Source organism: Niallia sp. (assembly GCF_031978665.1).
GTDB lineage: Bacteria > Bacillota > Bacilli > Bacillales > Cytobacillaceae > Niallia.
The window spans coordinates 50,982-70,854 of record NZ_DALZDK010000015.1; the positions used below are offsets into that span (position 1 = coordinate 50,982).

Consider the following 19,873-nt stretch of genomic DNA (forward strand, 5'->3'; position numbering starts at 1 on the left):
CTTAAAAAAAATGCTTTTTGTCAAAAAATACAGCGATTACATTAGTTTAGCAAAATCCGAATTATTTACAAGTAACATAAATAAATGTTCGGAAATTAAGAAAAAAATGCTTGAATCGACAATGATTTTACGTTATTATGCAGAATAAAGGGATAATTATTTTGTTTAGGGGGATTGGCATCGTGGTAGGAACTCCAAATACTTCACAAGCAAGAAAAATCATGTTATTAGGTTCTGGGGAATTAGGAAAAGAAGTGATTATTGAAGCCCAGCGTTTAGGAGTAGAGACGATTGCTGTGGATCGTTATGACAATGCGCCAGCAAGTCAAGTTGCACATCGCTCATATACAATAGATATGCTTGATGGCGAACAATTGAAGGTGCTGATTGAAAAAGAAAAGCCAGATTATATTGTTCCTGAAATTGAGGCAATTGCAACTAGTACTCTATTAGATTTAGAAAAAGACGGCTATACGGTAATTCCAACCGCTAATGCTACTTATTTAACAATGGACCGCGAAGGAATTAGAAGATTGGCAAGCGAGACGCTAAAAATACCTACAGCAAAGTATGCTTTTGCAAACAATATAGAAGAACTGGAAGAAGCAGTACATAATATTGGGTTTCCTTGCGTGATTAAACCAGTCATGAGTTCCTCTGGTAAAGGGCAGAGTATTTGCTGCAGAGTGGAAGAAATTGAATCCTCTTGGACGGAAGCAGTAGATGGAGGAAGAGGCAAGAAAACACGCGTAATTGTAGAAGAGTTTGTTGCATTTGAATCTGAAATAACACTTTTGACAGTCCGTTCCGTTAATGGTACTACCTATTGTCCTCCAATTGGTCATACACAAAAAGATGGGGATTATATTGAATCATGGCAGCCTCATTATATGTCCGCTGAACAATTAGCGGAGGCAGAGGAAATCGCAAAGAAAATTACAGATAGCTTAGGTGGATATGGATTATTCGGTGTCGAACTATTTTTAACCGCAAATGGTGTGTTTTTCAGTGAAGTTTCACCAAGGCCCCATGATACAGGGATGGTTACGATGATTACCCAAGACCTGTCCGAATTTGCTTTACATGTGAGAGCGATTCTTGGCTATCCTGTTACAGGTGTAAAATTATATGCTCCTGGTGCAAGCAAGACTTTAAAAGCAACAAAAGAAAGTGAAACATACTTGATTACTGGTATTGATGAAGCGTTATCGGTTGAAAACACACAGGTTCGGGTGTTTGGTAAACCGAAAACGACAAAAGGAAGAAGAATGGCAGTAGTATTGCATACGAATGAAACAGTTGAATTAGCATTAGATGGGGTAAGAAAAGCAGCAGACCCGCTTGCTATTTCTTATAGTGAATAAATCTATACTTTGTTAAATAGTTATGATCGGCAAATAAACATATTAGGGGTATGACACAAATGAAAACAAAAAATCGTTGGCTAATCGCATTATCTGCAGTTGGTATTCATATTTCAATCGGGTCTGTTTACGCATGGAGTGTTTTTACGAAGCCGCTTGAAGCTCAGTTTAACTGGAGTTTAACTAGTATTTCATGGACGTTTAGTATCGCTATCTTATTTTTGGGCTTATCTGCTGCTTTTCTTGGTCATTTTGTAGAGAAATATGGTCCTCGTGCATCTGGCAGACTTTCCGCCTTTATGTTTGGTATAGGGATGGCTGGTGCTGGCTTTGCAACTAGTATTGAATCTTTACCTCTACTATATATCACATACGGTATGTTTGGAGGAATAGGTTTAGGAGTCGGCTATATTACACCTGTATCGACATTGGTTAAGTGGTTTCCAGATCGTAGAGGCTTAGCAACAGGGCTTGCAATTATGGGATTTGGCTTTGCTTCGATGATAAGCAGTCCCGTTATGAATCATTTGATTAATACTGTTGGCATATCCAATACATTTTATATTCTTGCAGCAGTATATTTTGTCGTTATTCTTTGCTCCGCACAATATTTAGAAGCACCACCTAAAGGTTATCTGCCAAAAGGATTTAAACAATCAGTGGAAACTGGTCAGATGAAAGTAAAAGAAGATTTGTCTCAGTTAACAGCGAATGAAGCAGTAAAGACAAAGAGATTTTGGGCGTTATGGATTATGCTATTTATCAATATCACATGTGGCATTGCTATTCTCGCTGTTGCTTCTCCAATGGGACAGGAGTTAGCAGGAATGTCTGTTGCAGGAGCTGCAACACTAGTAGGTATTATGGGTGTATTCAATGGTGCTGGTAGAATTGCTTGGGCTGCTATTTCTGATTATATTGGCAGACCGAATGTATACACATTGTTTTTTGCTATACAGGTAGTAGCATTCTTTGCGCTTCCTCATTTACATCATTATCTTGCTTTTTCTATCATTATATTTATTATTATGTCTTGCTATGGTGGAGGATTCGCTTCGATACCAGCTTATATTGGCGACTTGTTTGGTACAAAACAACTGGGTGCTATTCACGGTTATATTTTAACTGCATGGTCTGCGGCAGGTGTTGCGGGACCTAGCATCGTGTCATGGATTCGTGCTACTACAGGCAGCTACCAAGGAACGTTAATTGTTTTCGCTTGTCTGTTTATTCTATCATTGTCTGTTTCCTTGTTAATTCGTTTAGATATTCGTAGATTGAAAGAAATAAATAAAACAGTGACTGAAAGCAATAGCTTTTAATTGATATAGTTAAAAAGGATTAGGTACGCTTGATAAGATCATTTTCTTATCTCGTATCGGATCCTTTTTTTTCTAAACAAAGCCTTTGCAAGCATTATGATTAGTAGTATAGTAGTTTCATTAGTATTGTAACTCATTAGTTAGGGGAAATTAGAGAATGGAAAATTTTAATACCCAGTTTTTGTATTCGGTTATTATCATTGCAATCGGTTATTTTTTTAAACAGAAAAATATTATTAAAGAAAAGGATGGAGAAAGTTTAGCACGTATAATTTTTAATATCACTTTGCCTTGTTTGATTATTGCCACCTTACATAATGTTGTTATTGAGAAGTCGTTGCTTGTATTAGTTTTTCTAGGTCTATTTTATGGAGTGATTATTTCTATTATTGGCCTTTTTCTGTTTCGAAAAGAAGAAAACAAGGAAAAAGGGATGTTAGGCATGCTTATCCCTGGTTTCAATATTGGAATATTTGCCTATCCTTTAGTCCAAGGTATTTGGGGAACAGAAGGGATTAAATATTTTGGCATGTTTGATATTGGCAATGCTATCGTTACCTTTGGTATTAGTTATTTAATCGGGAGTTATTATTCGAAAGATGGAATGGTGCTTACTGCAAAACATATTGGGGGAAGGCTAAGTAAATCCATTCCTTTAATGACATATGTAATTATTTTCATTATTAGTATAACTGGTATTCACTTGCCGCATCAGGTGATAGATGTAACCACAACCATTTCAAAGGCAAATATGCCACTGTCTCTGTTACTGCTCGGTATTTATTTGAATTTTTCATTTGAAAAGAAGCATTGGAAAGGAATCGGCAGAGTGCTTGGTATTAGGTATGGAACCGGTCTTTTATTGGGATTACTTGCCTTTTTTTTATGGCCAGCAGAAGATATGTTCCGCTCAACGATTTTAATTTGCTTAATTTTACCTATGGCATCCAGTGTTCTCCCGTATAGTGTAGAGTTCAAATATAACCAACGCTTTGTCGGCACTGCTGCGAATTTATCGATTGTGATTAGTTTTTTCTTAATTTGGATGATTGGTAATTTGATTGTTTAACCATTAACACTTGTAAATAAAAAAACAACCAAGGGAGGTTGTTTTTTTTTATTTTGTTAGGAAGTTTTCTGTATAGTACGGCTGGGCATTGTTGTTAAAGGCTACTCCAACGCCTAAGGAAGCAAAATCCTTTTGAAGGATATTCTCCCGGTGTCCGATTGAATTCATTAAGCCTTCATGGGCAAAAACACTGCTGTTTTGGCCATAAGCTAGGTTCTCGCCAGCCATGCTGTAGCGAATGCCATCGTTAAGCATACGGTCAAATGGGGATTCTCCATCCAGATTCGTATGGCTGAAATAATTATTTTCTGCCATATCTAAACTATGCTTGCGGGCTGTCTCTCTTACTGCCTCGTCCCATGTTAATGGTTTTAAATGATTACTTACTCGACTCGCATTGGTTAAATCAAACAGTTGATATTCAAAGCCTTCCTTTAGTTCTTCTGTTCCATCTACGTAAAAATCTTTACGATTTTCCTCTAAGGAAGAACTGACGATTTGAAGGGCGGTAACCGTGTTGTTTTCATGTTTATCAAAAAATACAGTGACATAGGAATCGTCGAGGGAAAACATCTCATAATCCCTATCCTCTGCCATTTTATAAAAAACCATCCCTTTTCTTAACTCTGTTAAAGGTTCTCCTAATGTTTCTAACACTTGCTCTTTGTTTGTCCCTTTTTTAATGCCATTGGTGGAAGAAATCAAATCTTGATTAGTGTATAAGGCTGCGACTTTATTGTTTTCATCATATCCTATCATGAAGAAATTTTGATAATTATTATGATAAGTAAACCATGAAATTCCGTATTCATTGGCTGTCACTCGCTGTGGTGCGCCTAGTGAATTTTCTACCGTTTGTTTATCCTCGCCTAGGGTAATGTTATAGATGGAAAAAGGATGATCCTTTGGTGTTTTCAATTCAGGTTTGTTAATTTCTTTTGTATTTTCTTCTACATTCCAGTCAGGCAGAATATCTTGAGCTTCTTGAAAGAAGGATTTCAGATTTCCTAGCTCCTGTGTGAGTGATTGAATAAAGGAGGTAACGGAATCTTGATTGATGCTATTTTTCAGTGTAATAGAATGAGAATTTGTTGCATTTTTTTCACTGCCATTAATAAAGAAATTGTATGCCGTATATATTAAAAGAAGGGTAATAACCCATTTTAAAAGTTTTGTCATATTGTTTAACCTCCAGTTGTTTATCCAGTATAACCAAAGAAAAGTGGATACATAACGCATGTATTTAGTAAATTAGGTTAGTCTAACAGTAGACTGTTTATTACTGAAATGGATCGATTAAGATAAACATCTATATTTCCTCTCCTACAAGCGTTTTCGACCATCGTTATGTAGTATCCATTATTATAACATGTTCTTGCTGTTTCTCTTTAAAGGAAAGAATTTCATCATTTTGTCTAGAAGGTGTAATCAATTTGTAAAGCAGCTTTATTATATGTAAAAGTAATTACTGCTATAATAGAGATAACCGTTTCCAGCTTGGAACTTTTATTAGACATAAACTCTAGACAGAATTAAGACGGTTTTAAAGGAGGCAATCAATGCATTTAATTAGAACCGACATCGACGAAATTTTAACAAACACAACCGATTTAGAGGAGGAAATATCCTCATGGAATTTAATTGATATAGAAATTGACGAACTTTTAGAAGACACAAAGCATTGGAATTAATAAAGGCAACCAAATGTACATAATTGTAGATTTTGGTTGTTTTTTTGTGTTCGTGTGATGTGTCAACTTATTGAAAAGTTCCACAAATTCCTTAGTAAAGCAAAATATTTTATAACTTTTTATGAAAATTACTTTCTCTACAGTAAGTTTGCGTTATAATAAATAGAAATAATAGTTAAGATAAGGAGAATGGAAAGTGACAGAACAAACGATTACTGTAACATTAGCAAAAGAAAAGAAACCAAAACCGGATCCTTCTACATTAGTATTTGGTAAAGTTTTTACTGACCATATGTTTATGATGGATTATTCAGTTGGCAAAGGATGGCATGATGCACAAATTCTTCCATACCAACCAATTACTTTAGATCCTGCTTCTGTTATTTTCCACTATGGACAAGCAGTTTTTGAAGGATTAAAGGCATATTTAACAAAAGAGGGAAAAGTCCTTTTATTTAGACCAGAAAAAAATATGGAGCGTTTAAATAAATCAAATGACAGACTTTGTATCCCAGAAATTGACGAAGAGTTTGCGTTAAATGCTTTAAAACAATTAATTAATATCGATAGAGAATGGATTCCAAATGGTGAAGGTACTTCTTTATACATAAGACCATTTATTATTTCTACACAACCGTATTTAGGTGTTGCAGCATCAGTCAGCTATAAATTTATGATCATTTTATCTCCTGTAGGTTCGTATTATAAAGAAGGTGTAAAACCAGTAAAAATCTTCGTCGAAAATGAATACGTACGTGCAGTTGCAGGTGGTACTGGTTCAGCAAAAACAGCTGGTAACTATGCAGCAAGCTTAAAAGCACAGCAAATTGCAACAGAAAGAGGCTACTCTCAAGTGCTTTGGTTAGATGGAGTAGAAAAGAAATACATTGAAGAAGTAGGCGCGATGAACGTTTTCTTCAAAATTAATGGAGAAGTAGTGACTCCTCAATTAAATGGAAGCATCTTAGAGGGAGTTACAAGAAGAAGTATTATGGAATTGCTGCGATATTGGAATATTCCTGTTACTGAGAGAAGAATAACAATCGCAGAAATTTTTGAAGCACATAAAAATGGTCAATTAGAAGAAGCGTTTGGAACAGGAACTGCTGCTGTTATTTCTCCAATTGGTGAATTTTTCTGGAATGAAGAAAAAATTGTCTTAAATAATGGTGAAACAGGGGAACTAGCAACAAAATTATATGATACCATTACAAATATTCAAAACGGAAGACAAGAAGATCCATTTGGCTGGACAGTCGAAGTGAAATAATTCCTTTTACAAGGAAAATAAAGGAGCATCTACATGGCGAATAAAAGCCACACGCTAAATTTTGGATGGAATTTAATAGCACATAAAGACTATAAATTATTCTCTAATCAAAATGAATATGTATTAATGGATTGGGATGGAGATGTTGTCTTATGTGTTTCTGTTCAAGACCATGAGATAGAGGTCCTTCGTAGTAATTGGAATCTTCATTTTAAAGTGAATTTGGCTTTTAAAACGATTAAGGTTTTTAATGAGCCAGATGAGGAAGAGTAAGTAAAGCATTATTAGTGTATTGACAATGTAAAAATAAAGAAAAGCATACATATGTATGCTTTTCTTTATTTTTACCGTTTAGATTTGTTTAGTAACTAAAGGCTCAAGAATAAAATCATTAATAACTTTAGCGACACCATCGTTATTATTGGTATCCGTTACATAATCTGCAAGTTCCTTTACATCATCAGGGGCATTTCCCATTGCGACTCCAAGACCGGCAAATTCAATCATTGCCACATCATTATAGCTATCACCAATGGCGATAACCTCTTCTCTTGTAATACCAAGCTTTTCGATAAGGATCGCTAAGCTTGTCCCTTTTGTGACACCTAATTCAGTAAATTCAAGAAAGAATGGTTTTGAGCGCATTACACTTAAATGTTCCGCTAATTCTTCTTGCAGCTTTGCTTCTACCTCTTTTAAGTGATCTTCTTGTTTTACCATTAATACCTTTACGACAGGAGAAGAAACTGTCTGTTTGAAATCAGAAACGGTTTTAATAGGTAAACCGGTAATTTGTGCTTCGATTTCAGTGAAAGGATTATTTTGTTGTGTAATGATTGCGTCTTCCATATAAGTATGAATCCACACATTTTCTCTTTGGCTTAATTCAAATAGCTCGTGAACGATTTCAGGAGTAAGTGTACTGCTGAATAGTTCTTCATTCGTTTTACAATTCGTTATCTTTGCGCCATTAAACGAAAGAATAAAACTGCCATACTCAGCAAGCTTTAGCTCTTTTGCAGCATCCTGCATGGCATATGTTGGTCTTCCAGATGCTAGGACAACTTTAACTCCATTCTCTTGCGCAAGCATTAATGCTTTTTGTGTAGCATCTGAAATGGTATGTTCATCTGTCAATAAAGTATCATCCATATCTAAAACGATCATTTTATAAGTCATTTTACATTCCCCTTTCCTAACCTCTATAAAGAATACATGAAAAATAGAAAATAGCCTATATATAACTCAATATTTTAACAAAAGTTTTAAAAGGAATAAATTTCCTTAAAAAAGTATTTGAATTATCAGAAAATTACTGCTATAATGTAAAAAAGAACAAGGGGTTGATTCGAATGGAAAAGTATTTATTAAATGCACCAAAACAGTCTGTAGGAAATGTTGTGGATTCTTTATTTGCTGAAATGGTATTGGAAAAGGCCCTTTACGACTTTCGAAAAGCTGAACTAAAAAAACAAATTGACGAAACATTAATTGCTGGTAACAAAGAACAGTTTTATCGCTTAACAGAAGAGTTAAAGCAGTTAACCGCATAATAATCTCAATATTTTATACTATTCGTAACATAACAGCTGTCCTAGTAGGGGATATGCCTCGCTGAATTTTCAACTAGAAAATTTAGTGAGGTTTTTCCTTGCGAAAAAGGATAGCTTTTTTAATATCCTGACAAAATAAAAACTGCCGATAAACATAAGTTTATCGGCAGTATATGGGACACTTAAATGTGTCCTACGTATTGAGGCAATAAACTACGCTCCACATAGCGCAATAGCGTTCATTGACTTATTCAATATAGCTCATCGCTTGACTAATATAACATAATTACTAGAATATTAGCAAGCTTTTTCTTTTGATTAAGTTTACATTGGTGTTTTTGAAAAATTTTGATGCGATTAATCTGAAATAACTTTTCGTTGAATATTTTTTAGTAAGTGGAAAACTGCATTATATAACAATAATTAACCATCTGAAATTTCCTATTAAAACTTGCATAAACGTTTGCACTTTACACGAAAGGATAATGCTAGGTATGATTACAGCATATACATAATTTACTTAATGGGTATACCATTAAATAATAGAATACCAAATGTATGGGAGGAAGTTTATGAATACATATAAAACAAGAAAAGAAGTTGCTGAATTGGAAAAATGGGATTTGACGGATATTTACAAAACAGAACTAGACTGGGAAAATGATCTCCAATTAGTGGAGAAAAAAATCGGCGAGCTAGCAGCATTTAATGGCAATATTTTCGATGGTTCTAATCTATTAGAATATCTAGCATTATCAGAAGAAGTTAGTTTTATCTATCGCAAAGTATATGCATATGGGATGCTTTTATTAGATTTAGATACACGCAATACACATGCCCAAAGTCTGATTGAAAAAGTGCGCTATGTTGGGCAGAAATATAGTAGTGCAACTTCCTTTTTCATGCCTTTTTTACTATCGTTAGATGAAAACAAATTAAAAGCGTACATAAGAGAAGAAGAAGGCTTAGCGTATTTTGAAAAAGACTTATTAGAGTCTTTCCGCTATAAGACGCATGTGTTAAGTAAGGAAAAAGAAGAGATATTATCAGAGCTAGGCGAATCACTAGGTGTTCCGAGCAATGTTTTTGGGATGATCAATAATGCAGATATAACATTTGGGGAAGTTACAAATGAGGACGGCGAAAAGATTGAGTTAACAAGGGGAATGTATGCAAAAAGAATTGAAAGTGAAGATAGAGCAGTAAGGAAAGAAGCATACGAAGCATATTATAAGCCGTATATTGGACTGAAAAATACCATTACCACAACATTTAGTGCAGCAGTAAAAAACAATGTGAAAACAGCAAAACTTAGAAACTATCCGTCTGCTTTAGAAAAAAGTTTATTTGGAGACCAAGTACCTGTAGAAGTGTACAATAACTTAATTGAGACCACACGAAAAAATTTACCTTATATGGATGACTATATGCAATTTCGGAAAAAACGACTCCAGCTTGATGAGCTACATGCCTATGATTTAAGTGTTCCATTAGTAGGGGAAGCAGCAAAGGAAGAGATAAGTTATGATCAAGCATATCAAATCATGCTTGATGCGTTACAGCCGTTAGGAGAAGAATATATATCTGTATTAAAAGCCTTTAAAGAAAAGCGGTACTTAGATGTGCGGGAAACACCTGGTAAACGTTCCGGTGCTTATAATTTAGGCTTATATGGCGTACACCCATATATTCTACTAAACCATCGCGATGATTTAGATAGCTTATTTACACTTGCTCATGAATGTGGTCATGGGATGCATTCCTATTTTAGTAGTAAGCATCAGCCACAAATAAGTGCTGGCTACAGTATTTTCGTCGCAGAAGTTGCTTCTACTGTGAACGAAGTACTGTTAATTAGGCATTTATTAAAAATAGAGAAGGATCCATTGAAAAGAGAGCATTTATTGCATCATTTTATTGATAGCTTTAAAGGAACATTCTTTACACAAGTGATGTTCAGTGAATTTGAAAAAACAGTGCATGAGCAAGCGGAAAAGGGGATGCCACTATCCTTGGATTTTTTCAATTCGACCTATGAAGAATTGTTTAAAGCGTATAATGGCAGTGAATTAGTAGTAGATGAGCAAGTGAAGTATGGATGGTCAAGAATCCCTCATTTTTATCGTCCATTTTATGTGTATAAGTATGCGACTGGGTTTGCTTCCGCGATTAATATTGCCGATAAACTATTAGAGGGAGAGGCGAAGGACGTAGAAAATTATTTGAACTTCTTAAAGAGCGGAAGTTCTGATTATCCACTTGAGCTTCTCAAAAAAGCTGGTGTTGATTTAACTACTCCGGACCCAATCAATCATGCATTAACTATTTTTCATTCCTTAGTGAAGGAAGTTTTAGAAAAATAAGAAATGGGTAGAAAAAATAAGGGTCTATACCTTTTAAAGGAAGTTAGACCCTTATTCATTCCTTTTACTGATATTTTTCTAAAATAGTGAAGAAGTCGATCACAAATCGTCGAAAGGTTTGAACAGATGGAGATGATTCACGATTGCTAGGTACAATAATCCCAACTGTTCGACTGATAATCGGATCTTCAATTGGCATTTTCACCGTAAACTTAGGTACAGTGTCATGAACAGTACTTTCCGGTAGAAGCGTCACACCCATTCCCGCAGAAACCAATCCTTTAATCGCATCTAAATCCTCGCCTTCCGCATTAATATTAGGCAAGAATCCTTCTTGTTTACACGCATCAATGGCAATTTTTTGCAAAATATATCCTTCTGGAAATAGAACAAATTGATCGTTCCGTAAATCTCGTAATCGAAGGGCTCTTCTTTCACTTAACAGATGATTACTCGGTAATAATGCAAAGATTTTTTCCGTAAACAAAATGTTTCCTGTTAACATAAAGTCGTCCGTTGGTACAGGACCTAAAAAGGCTAAATCTAAATCTCTGTTTTTAACTCCTTCTGTTAAAAAATGATAGGATCCTTGTCTTAATTGGAATTTCACATTTGGATGTTTTTCTTTAAAGGCTGAAATAACCGTTGGTAATAAGTGACTTGCAAGACTAGTTGGAAAGCCGATTTTAATCGAGCCTCTTTCTGGATCCAAATAGGCGTTTACTTGTTCTATGGCACGGTCAACCGATTTGACGATAGCAAGGGAGTGAGTTAGAAAAATCTTTCCGATTGAAGTCAACTTCACATTTCTACCCTCTCGTTCAAATAGCTGAACGCCCAATTCATCTTCTAGGTTAGCAATTTGACGACTAACAGCAGATTGAGCAACATGAAGATGTTCAGCAGCTGCTGATACATGTTCTCTCTCCGCCACTTCAATAAAATATTTTAATTGTCTAAGTTCCATTATTATCGACCTTCTTTTTTGTGAGTATCAGAATGAATATATTGTCATAGTAGTCTGATTTGTACGTGGTGCCTAACAACTAGCTTTAATAATCAATAGGAAAAAAGCAAGCGATCCTTAGTTTTCTTATCGAATGAATATGCCGTTTTTCAACTTGCAGGATATCTATTGTCGATGTTGGTCTTAGCAACAGTCAACTAATCGACTATGTTGTATACAATGATTAAGGAGTTTGTACTTTGGGTATTATCTCTTTTTTAGATTATTTCTATCTAAATGATATATTGTACATATGAATTTGTATAGTATAATTAAATTATCTGAATAAAAAAATTTGTTAGAAAATCTGACAGGGGTGGTTGAAATGACGTACAACCAAATGGAAAAAGCGCAGGGCTTATATAGACCGGAATTTGAACATGATGCATGTGGAATCGGACTGTACGCTCATATTAAAGGGGAAGCGACGCATGATATCGTTAAAAAAGGTTTAAGTATGCTTTGTAAATTAGATCATCGTGGCGGGCAAGGAAGTGACCCATTAACAGGTGACGGGGCTGGTTTAATGGTGCAAATACCTGATGCCTTCTTTCGAAAAGAATTAAAAGATATCCACCTTCCAGAGAGTGGTCAATATGCTGTAGGCATGATCTTTTTTTCAAAAGATGATCCAAATCGAGATGAAATTGAATCCAAAATAAATGAATATATTGCAGAAGTTGGTGAAGCGCTTCTTGGTTGGAGAACTGTACCGACAGAATTCAGAAAAATCGGAAAAGTTGCACAAGAAAGCTGTCCGGTAATTCGCCAAGTATTTATTCAATCCAATCAAGCGAACATAGATAAAATAGCGTTTGAACGTAAATTATATATTATCAGAAAATTAGCAGAAAATTGGGGCAGAACGGAAGGAAAAGAGTTTTACTTTGCAAGTCTTTCCTCTAGCACCATCGTTTATAAAGGGCTATTAACATCTGATCAAGTGGAAAGCTTTTATTTAGATGTGCAGGACCCAGCATTTGTTTCCGCTTTTGCGATTGTGCATTCTCGTTTCAGCACCAATACATTTCCTAGCTGGGAAAGAGCACATCCGAATCGCTACTTAATTCATAATGGAGAAATTAATACACTTCGCGGAAACTTCAACTGGATGAAAGCAAGAGAGCAACAATTTGTTTCAGAGGTATTTGGAGCAGATTTAGAAAAAGTGTTGCCGATCTTGGATGCAAATGGAAGTGATTCTTCCGTATTTGATAATGCATTAGAATTTTTCATCCTATCTGGCCGCAAACCAGCACATGCAGCAATGATGATGATTCCAGAGCCTTGGACAGAAAATCCGCATATCTCAAAGCAAAAAAGAGATTTTTACGAATACCATAGTAGCTTAATGGAACCGTGGGATGGACCTATGGCGATTACATTTACAGATGGAAAGCAAATTGGAGCGATTCTTGATCGTAACGGCTTGCGTCCAGCACGATACTATGTAACGAAAGATGATTATATCGTTTTTTCTTCCGAAGTTGGGGTTATTCCAGTTGAAGAAGAAGATATCCTTTATAAAGAGCGTTTAAGCCCTGGGAAAATGCTGCTAATTGATTTAGAAGAAGGCCGCATTGTTTCAGATGAGGAATTAAAAAATACGATTGCCTCCGAGCATCCATATGCAGATTGGTTAGAGGAAGTAGTTCGTTTAGAGGAAGGAAAAGAAGAAAAAGCAGAAAGATTTGCAGATTTAATGGCAAGACAGAAGGCTTTTGGCTATACGTATGAAGATGTGCAAAAGAATCTCATCCCTGTAGTTATAGAAGGAAAAGACCCAATTGGATCAATGGGAAATGATACACCATTAGCAGTCTTATCTAATAAGCCACAATCCTTATTTAATTATTTTAAACAGTTATTTGCACAAGTAACAAATCCGCCAATTGATGCAATTCGCGAACAGTTAGTTACATCCACTCTTTCTTGGTTAGGAGCAGAAGGTGATTTACTCCATCCAAATGCAAATAATTGTCATAGAATACAATTGAAAACACCTATTTTATCCAATAGCGATGTTAACCAATTACGTACGAATTCTTTAAGAGCTTTTGCTGCTAGAACCATTGATACATTGTTTACAAACAATTTAGAGGAAAGCTTAAACCACCTCGTACAAAAAGCAGAGGAAGCAATTGCACAAGGTGTCACTTTACTTATTCTTTCAGACCGAGCAATGAATAAAGAAGAAAAAGCAATTCCTGTTCTACTTGCTGTAAGTGCATTACATCAGGAGTTAATTAAAAAAGGCCTTCGTACGAAAGCAAGTATTATTGTAGAGTCAGGGGAAGTAAGGGAAGTTCATCATTTCGCGAGTCTAATTGGTTTCGGGGCTGATGCAATCAATCCATATTTAGTATATGCAACGTACAATCAAGCGATTGAAGATGGAATTCTGTCCCTGTCTTATGAAGAAACGGTAGCTCGATACAATACCGTAATAACCGAAGGTGTCGTAAAAGTAATGTCTAAAATGGGCATTTCTACTGTACAAAGCTATCGCGGTGCACAAATTTTTGAAGCGGTTGGAATTGGCAAAGATGTAATTGATCAATACTTTACTGGTACTGTTTCGCAGCTAGGCGGCATTGGATTGGAAATTATTGCGGAAGAAGCCACCAAAAGACATCTATTAGGATATCAAGAATCAATCGATGAAACACTAGATTCTGGAAGTGATTTTCAATGGAGAAAAGGCGGGGAGCACCACGCTTTTAATCCAAAAACAATCCATACATTACAATGGGCTTGTCGACAAGGAGACTACGGATTATTCAAACAATTTTCTGAAGCTGCCAATGAAGAAAGCATGAGTTTTTTACGGAATTTATTCGCATTTGATGGAAAAAGACAGCCAATTGATATCAACGAAGTAGAATCTGTCGATTCAATCGTTAAACGGTTTAAAACAGGTGCTATGTCTTTCGGTTCTTTAAGCAAGGAAGCGCATGAAACATTGGCAATCGCGATGAACAGATTAGGCGCAAGTAGCAATAGCGGGGAAGGTGGAGAGGATCCTTCTCGTTATACAATCGATGAAAATGGCGATAATCGCAGAAGTAATATTAAACAAATTGCTTCTGGACGATTTGGGGTAAAAAGTCATTATTTAATCAATGCGAAAGAATTGCAGATTAAAATGGCGCAAGGTGCGAAGCCTGGAGAAGGTGGGCAGCTACCTGGTAATAAAGTATACCCTTGGGTTGCAGAAGTTCGCGGTTCGACGCCAGGTGTAGGATTGATTTCGCCACCGCCACATCATGATATCTATTCCATTGAGGATTTGGCACAGCTTATTCATGATTTAAAAAATGCAAATAGAGATGCACGAATTTCTGTTAAATTAGTTTCAAAAGGCGGAATTGGGACCATTGCAGCAGGGGTTGCAAAAGGTGCAGCAGACGTAATTGTCATAAGCGGCTATGATGGGGGAACAGGAGCATCACCGAAAACAAGTATTAAGCATACTGGGCTTCCATGGGAATTAGGTTTAGCAGAAGCACATCAAACATTAATGTTAAACGGTTTACGAAATCGTGTAGTGCTTGAAACAGATGGTAAGCTGATGACAGGGAAAGATGTAGTTCTTGCGGCTCTTATGGGAGCAGAAGAATTTGGTTTTGCAACAGCTCCGTTAATCGTAATGGGTTGTGTCATGATGCGTGCCTGCCATTTGGATACTTGTCCAGTTGGAATTGCTACACAAAACCCAGAATTGCGTTATAAATTTGCTGGAGATCCAAACCATATCGTAAACTTCATGCGTTTTGTTGCGGAAGAGGTACGTGAACTAATGGCACAATTAGGATTCCGTACAGTGGAAGAAATGGTTGGTAGAACGGATGTGCTAACTGTTAGTGAGGAAGCTAAATCACACTGGAAAGCGAAGGATTTAGATTTATCTAAATTATTGTATAAAATAGATGGACCAAGAACATTCCAAACACCGCAAAATCACAAGATTGATGAAAGCTTAGATATCCAAAAGATTTTGCCGGCAGTTCAAAAAGCAATTAAGAATAAAGAAACATTAGATTTGCATTATACAATCCGGAATACAAACCGTGTTACTGGAACAATTGTAGGTAGTGAAATTTCGAAGCTATACGGAGAAGCTGGTCTTCCAGAAAATACAATCAATCTTCATTTTACAGGATCTGCTGGTCAAAGCTTTGGTGCATTTATCCCGAAAGGTATGAGCCTTTATTTAACAGGAGATGCAAACGACTATATTGGCAAAGGACTATCAGGTGGAAGAATTGTTGCAAAAGCACCAGCAGCAAATTCCTATGCTGCCAAAGATAATGTCATAATTGGAAATGTAGCATTTTACGGAGCGACAAGTGGTGAAGCATTTATTAATGGAAAAGCAGGAGAGCGATTCGCCGTTCGAAACAGTGGTGCAAGCATCGTCGTAGAAGGCATTGGCGACCATGGCTTAGAATATATGACCGGTGGAGAAGTGGTCATTTTAGGAGATGCAGGTAAAAACTTTGCAGCTGGTATGTCCGGTGGAGTTGCCTATGTATTATCCAAAGATGCAGACCAATTTAAAACATTATGCAATAAAGAAATGATTATTTTTGAAACATTAGAAGAAAGAGCAGAAATTGAGAGAATAAAAGGATTAATTGAAAAACATGTAGCTTTAACAGATAGTCTAGTAGGGAAGCAAGTGCTTGCTCATTGGGATAAATACGTACGCCAGTTTGTTAAAGTAATTCCGAAAGACTATAAACGAATGATCGCAAATATTCAAAAAGGTCTAGAAAGTGGCTTATCAGAAGAAGCAGCTGCAATGGAAGCATTCGAGAATAATTCCAAACAAGACAAAAAAAAACAAACAAATAAAATAACCGTATTAGTGCAGTAGAAAGGAGAGAACAGAATGGGTAAAGCAACTGGATTCATCGAATTTAAACGGGAGGAAGCGGAAGAAAGAAATCCGCTTTCCCGCCTAAAAGATTTTAAAAAATATTCTGCTCCTTTCGCTGATGAGGTACTTCAAAGACAAGGAGCGCGATGTATGGACTGCGCGACACCATTCTGTCATATTGGAATGGAAATTGCCGGAAGCACATCTGGCTGTCCTATCCATAACTTAATCCCTGAATGGAATGACCTTGTATATAAAGGGAGATGGAAAGAAGCGTTAGACAGATTATTAAAAACGAATAACTTTCCAGAGTTTACCGGCAGTGCATGTCCAGCTCCTTGCGAAGGTTCTTGTACTGTCGCTATCTCTGACCCAGCTGTTGCGATTAAAAATATCGAACGTACAATCATAGATAAAGGCTTTGCCAATGGCTGGATTCAACCGCGCATTCCTAAAAAGAGAACAGGAAAAAAGATAGCAATTATTGGGTCTGGACCAGCTGGTCTGGCTAGCGCTGATCAATTAAATCAAGCTGGTCACTCTGTAACCGTTTATGAAAGAGCAGATAGACCAGGCGGATTATTAATGTATGGCATTCCGAATATGAAAATTGAGAAAAAAGACGTCGAGCGTAGAGTAAAATTGCTTACACAAGAAGGTATTGATTTTATTACGAACACAGAAGTAGGGAAAGATATAACTGCTTCTGAATTAAGAGAAAAATATGATGCAGTAATTCTTTGTACTGGAGCTCAAAAGCAAAGAGATTTAGTGATGGAAGGCAGAGATGCAGAGGGCGTACACTTTGCTATGGATTATTTATCTGGAGTTACCAAAAGTTTACTAGATTCTAATTTCAAAGATGGAAAATTCATTGACGCTGCAGGAAAAGATGTTATTGTAATAGGTGGTGGAGATACTGGAGCAGATTGTGTTGCCACAGCGCTTCGTCAAAACTGTAAAAGTGTTGTCCAATTCGGCAAACATCCAAAGCTTGGCCTTATGCGTACGAGTGATAATATGTGGCCAGCAGCGCCAAATGTGTTTACGTTAGAATATGCATACGAAGAAGCTGAACAAAAGTTTGGCGATGATCCAAGACAGTATGGAATTCAAACGAAAAAGATGGTAAAAGATGAAAATGGAAGATTAAAAGAATTACACACTGTTTCAATGGAAAAAATAAAGCAAGAAGATGGTACGTTTATTTTTAAAGAAATACCAGGTACAGAAAAAGTATGGCCAGCACAGCTAGTGTTTATTGCAATCGGCTTTGAAGGCCCAGAACAACCAGTGCTAAAGCATTTTGGTCTTGAAACGATGAACCGCAAAGTCGCAGCAGCATATGGTGATTTTGAAACAAATCTCGAAGGTGTATTTGCAGCCGGAGATGCACGCAGAGGTCAAAGCTTAATAGTGTGGGCAATTAACGAAGGAAGAGAAGTTGCTAGAAAAGTTGACGAATACTTAATGGGTGCTTCGATTTTACCTACTGTTAATGCTTAAGAAAAAAAGATGTGATAGCAATCCTTATCACATCTTTTTTCATTTATACTATAAATCAATATAATATTTTACATATGCTGCTTAGATATTTACAGCACTGCTTTTCTTAGCTTGGTTAGCATGTAATTTTTTCATTGCATATCTAGCTATAGGCTGTGCAATCAATAACTCAATCCAAAATGCAATTCCGAAGTTTCTAAACCAGTTGTAAAAGAAAGTCTGAAAAGGATCTAAACTAATATGCTTTGTGCCAACCCAATTTCCAATTATCGTAAGAAGCATTGAAAGAATCGTTACATTCAAGAAAATATTTAATAATACTCTAGCGTTAAAACCATCTGTTTTTCCAACAAATTTTGGCATGACTTTTGCAACGATTGGCCCTGCAACTAATTTTACTAATAAAACAACAATAACCCACATAAAAGGGATAACTTTCAGCGTTTCGATATAATTCTCTTTACTGAAGCCTAGTTGCATTCCCATAATAATCGGCGCAATGGTATTTACCGAGATAATGGAAATGATTAATAAAAATAAGATACCTTCTTTGGCGTTTTGAGGCAGTCTCTCTTCTTTATACATTTTTACCCTCCGAAAAATTTTAAAATTTCAGATGGCAGACGTATCATGCGACATATATTTTTGGCAAGGAATACCTAAACCAATATCTCTACACACTGATTTTTTTATTTTAACATGTTATAAATAGAATTCTAGTCTTGTTAAATTTACTCTTTTGTGAGCAAAATATATATATTGTGTTGAAAAATAACTTTCTTGCCATAGGGAAACAGCAGTTTTAACAATATAAAACTATTCCTAGCGTATACTATTTGTTTACAAAAAAGCTATAAAAAATTCATGTTAACAGAACGCTTAGCAGGTAAATCGAGTATGTATAAATAGTCTTTCCAATAAATTTTACGCATTCAAAATATTTAAAAAATTAAAATCAAAAAAATTCTTAAATCCATTTAAAATTATACCTATTTTCAAGTTTCTTTCCTGATTTAGGTGTTTTTTATTATCATTTTATTAAAAATATAATATAATAGGAAAAATACTTTTTTACAGGTGCGAAAAACCAATGGAACAATTAGAGAAACAACCCTTTTGGGGTGTTTTTTTATAAATATCTGAACCATGTCGCTACAAGCATTAATAAATAGCTTAGACTATTGTATCCTAGTGGAGAAAAACGCAAAAGAAGATGATTAGGTCTGAAGCAGACCTGTCAAAAACACATTAAATAGAGTATTCAAATAAAGAAAGGAAGTGTCGGAGATGAGAGATGTTAAACTTATCGATATCTACAACCACCATATTGCACAAAAATATATTACACGTTCAGGTTTAGCTCATGCTCTGGCAGTTGCTTATCATGCTTTTGAAATGGCAAAGGAATCAAATGTCGATGTCGATAATGCAGCTAAAGCCGGGTTTTTACATGACATGGGGCATTACACCTGGTATAAAGACGGGAAATGGGATTATAAATTATATAGACAAAACGATATTCATCCAATTAAAGGTGCGGAAAGAGCACATAAATTATTAATTCGTTTAGGAGAAAATCCTGTAAAGGCAAAAGAAATTGCGTTAGCAGTCCTTTTCCATACCGATAGTTTTATTCCAGGAGGTTCTGTCATTCTCTCTCCCTTGCAAAAAATCGTAAAATTGGCCGATGAAAAGGACGAGGAGCCAGGTGGACATCATCACTATCGCACGATAACGAAGGACCGAGCTCTAAAAAGCTTAGAACGCTTAGATACCAAGATAGATGAGTATTTAGAAAAACAGAAGGATAAAGCCTAAATAATAAAGAAGGATAGAAATGGAATTTC

Annotated in this window: 15 protein-coding genes; 11 read left to right on the plus strand and 4 right to left on the minus strand. The window is 35.9% G+C overall.

Going from position 1 to position 19,873, the window contains the following annotated elements; translation table 11 throughout:
• Nucleotides 1-182 precede the first annotated feature (182 nt).
• From purT to RTL21_RS10120, 3 genes are all read left to right on the plus strand, one after another.
• A complete protein-coding gene (gene purT, locus RTL21_RS10110; RefSeq protein ID WP_312095755.1) occupies nucleotides 183-1,364 on the plus strand; it encodes a formate-dependent phosphoribosylglycinamide formyltransferase in 1,182 nt (393 codons plus the stop codon).
• A 59-nt stretch (nucleotides 1,365-1,423) separates the two neighbouring features.
• Nucleotides 1,424-2,686 carry an L-lactate MFS transporter gene (locus tag RTL21_RS10115; RefSeq protein WP_312095756.1) on the plus strand — a complete coding sequence of 421 codons (1,263 nt, stop codon included), beginning with the start codon at nucleotides 1,424-1,426 and terminating at the stop codon, nucleotides 2,684-2,686.
• 157 nt (nucleotides 2,687-2,843) lie between these two features.
• Nucleotides 2,844-3,755 (plus strand): AEC family transporter, encoded by a 912-nt coding sequence (locus RTL21_RS10120; RefSeq protein ID WP_312095757.1) that lies wholly within the window; start codon nucleotides 2,844-2,846, stop codon nucleotides 3,753-3,755.
• A gap of 48 nt (nucleotides 3,756-3,803) precedes the next feature.
• Here the strand turns inward: RTL21_RS10120 and RTL21_RS10125 are convergent, their stop codons facing one another.
• Entirely contained in the window at nucleotides 3,804-4,934 is a 1,131-nt protein-coding gene (locus RTL21_RS10125) for a CAP domain-containing protein (RefSeq protein ID WP_312095758.1), read from the minus strand.
• Between the two features lie 380 nt (nucleotides 4,935-5,314).
• Here RTL21_RS10125 and RTL21_RS10130 point away from each other — a divergent pair, with 380 nt between their 5' ends.
• The 3 genes from RTL21_RS10130 (at nucleotide 5,315) to RTL21_RS10140 (ending at nucleotide 6,989) form a co-directional block, all read left to right on the plus strand.
• Nucleotides 5,315-5,446, plus strand: coding sequence for a hypothetical protein (locus RTL21_RS10130; protein ID WP_312095759.1), 132 nt, complete (start codon nucleotides 5,315-5,317; stop codon nucleotides 5,444-5,446).
• A gap of 196 nt (nucleotides 5,447-5,642) precedes the next feature.
• Nucleotides 5,643-6,716: a branched-chain amino acid aminotransferase gene (locus RTL21_RS10135; RefSeq protein ID WP_312095760.1), complete on the plus strand. Its 1,074-nt coding sequence runs from the start codon at nucleotides 5,643-5,645 to the stop codon at nucleotides 6,714-6,716.
• 33 nt (nucleotides 6,717-6,749) lie between these two features.
• The gene (locus RTL21_RS10140; protein WP_312095761.1) at nucleotides 6,750-6,989 is read left to right on the plus strand and encodes a hypothetical protein; all 240 of its coding nucleotides are present in this window, start codon (nucleotides 6,750-6,752) and stop codon (nucleotides 6,987-6,989) included.
• A gap of 78 nt (nucleotides 6,990-7,067) precedes the next feature.
• Here RTL21_RS10140 and RTL21_RS10145 read toward each other — a convergent pair whose 3' ends face one another.
• A complete protein-coding gene (locus tag RTL21_RS10145) occupies nucleotides 7,068-7,895 on the minus strand; it encodes a Cof-type HAD-IIB family hydrolase (RefSeq protein WP_312095762.1) in 828 nt (275 codons plus the stop codon).
• A gap of 173 nt (nucleotides 7,896-8,068) precedes the next feature.
• Here RTL21_RS10145 and RTL21_RS10150 point away from each other — a divergent pair, with 173 nt between their 5' ends.
• Nucleotides 8,069-8,269: an IDEAL domain-containing protein gene (locus tag RTL21_RS10150; protein WP_312095763.1), complete on the plus strand. Its 201-nt coding sequence runs from the start codon at nucleotides 8,069-8,071 to the stop codon at nucleotides 8,267-8,269.
• A 572-nt stretch (nucleotides 8,270-8,841) separates the two neighbouring features.
• Complete coding sequence (gene pepF / locus RTL21_RS10155) at nucleotides 8,842-10,632, plus strand: oligoendopeptidase F (RefSeq protein WP_312095764.1); 1,791 nt, start codon at nucleotides 8,842-8,844, stop codon at nucleotides 10,630-10,632.
• A 64-nt stretch (nucleotides 10,633-10,696) separates the two neighbouring features.
• On the opposite strand, the gene gltC is transcribed toward pepF, so the two are convergent.
• Nucleotides 10,697-11,599 (minus strand): glutamate biosynthesis transcriptional regulator GltC, encoded by a 903-nt coding sequence (gltC, locus tag RTL21_RS10160; RefSeq protein WP_312095765.1) that lies wholly within the window; start codon nucleotides 11,597-11,599, stop codon nucleotides 10,697-10,699.
• Between the two features lie 364 nt (nucleotides 11,600-11,963).
• Between gltC and gltB the strand changes: the two genes are divergently transcribed.
• Both gltB and gltD read left to right on the plus strand, forming a co-directional pair.
• A complete protein-coding gene (gltB, locus tag RTL21_RS10165) occupies nucleotides 11,964-16,517 on the plus strand; it encodes a glutamate synthase large subunit (RefSeq protein WP_312095766.1) in 4,554 nt (1,517 codons plus the stop codon).
• A 15-nt stretch (nucleotides 16,518-16,532) separates the two neighbouring features.
• A complete protein-coding gene (gene gltD, locus RTL21_RS10170; RefSeq protein WP_312095767.1) occupies nucleotides 16,533-18,026 on the plus strand; it encodes a glutamate synthase small subunit in 1,494 nt (497 codons plus the stop codon).
• An 81-nt stretch (nucleotides 18,027-18,107) separates the two neighbouring features.
• On the opposite strand, the gene RTL21_RS10175 is transcribed toward gltD, so the two are convergent.
• Complete coding sequence (locus RTL21_RS10175) at nucleotides 18,108-18,611, minus strand: hypothetical protein (RefSeq protein WP_312095768.1); 504 nt, start codon at nucleotides 18,609-18,611, stop codon at nucleotides 18,108-18,110.
• Nucleotides 18,612-19,313: 702 nt separating this feature from the next.
• On the opposite strand from RTL21_RS10175, the gene RTL21_RS10180 reads away from it, so the two are divergent.
• Complete coding sequence (locus RTL21_RS10180) at nucleotides 19,314-19,844, plus strand: HD domain-containing protein (RefSeq protein ID WP_312095769.1); 531 nt, start codon at nucleotides 19,314-19,316, stop codon at nucleotides 19,842-19,844.
• Nucleotides 19,845-19,873: the final 29 nt, after the last annotated feature.

Excerpts from the sequence above, each read along its gene's own strand:
- RTL21_RS10115 (WP_312095756.1), top strand. The coding sequence starts at position 1,424 with ATGAAAACAAAAAATCGTTGGCTAATCGCATTATCTGCAGTTGGTATT.
- RTL21_RS10120 (WP_312095757.1), top strand. The coding sequence starts at position 2,844 with ATGGAAAATTTTAATACCCAGTTTTTGTATTCGGTTATTATCATTGCA.
- RTL21_RS10125 (WP_312095758.1), bottom strand. The coding sequence starts at position 4,934 with ATGACAAAACTTTTAAAATGGGTTATTACCCTTCTTTTAATATATACG.
- RTL21_RS10130 (WP_312095759.1), top strand. The coding sequence starts at position 5,315 with ATGCATTTAATTAGAACCGACATCGACGAAATTTTAACAAACACAACC.
- RTL21_RS10140 (WP_312095761.1), top strand. The coding sequence starts at position 6,750 with ATGGCGAATAAAAGCCACACGCTAAATTTTGGATGGAATTTAATAGCA.
- RTL21_RS10145 (WP_312095762.1), bottom strand. The coding sequence starts at position 7,895 with ATGACTTATAAAATGATCGTTTTAGATATGGATGATACTTTATTGACA.
- RTL21_RS10150 (WP_312095763.1), top strand. The coding sequence starts at position 8,069 with ATGGAAAAGTATTTATTAAATGCACCAAAACAGTCTGTAGGAAATGTT.
- pepF (WP_312095764.1), top strand. The coding sequence starts at position 8,842 with ATGAATACATATAAAACAAGAAAAGAAGTTGCTGAATTGGAAAAATGG.
- gltC (WP_312095765.1), bottom strand. The coding sequence starts at position 11,599 with ATGGAACTTAGACAATTAAAATATTTTATTGAAGTGGCGGAGAGAGAA.
- gltB (WP_312095766.1), top strand. The coding sequence starts at position 11,964 with ATGACGTACAACCAAATGGAAAAAGCGCAGGGCTTATATAGACCGGAA.
- gltD (WP_312095767.1), top strand. The coding sequence starts at position 16,533 with ATGGGTAAAGCAACTGGATTCATCGAATTTAAACGGGAGGAAGCGGAA.
- RTL21_RS10175 (WP_312095768.1), bottom strand. The coding sequence starts at position 18,611 with ATGTATAAAGAAGAGAGACTGCCTCAAAACGCCAAAGAAGGTATCTTA.
- RTL21_RS10180 (WP_312095769.1), top strand. The coding sequence starts at position 19,314 with ATGAGAGATGTTAAACTTATCGATATCTACAACCACCATATTGCACAA.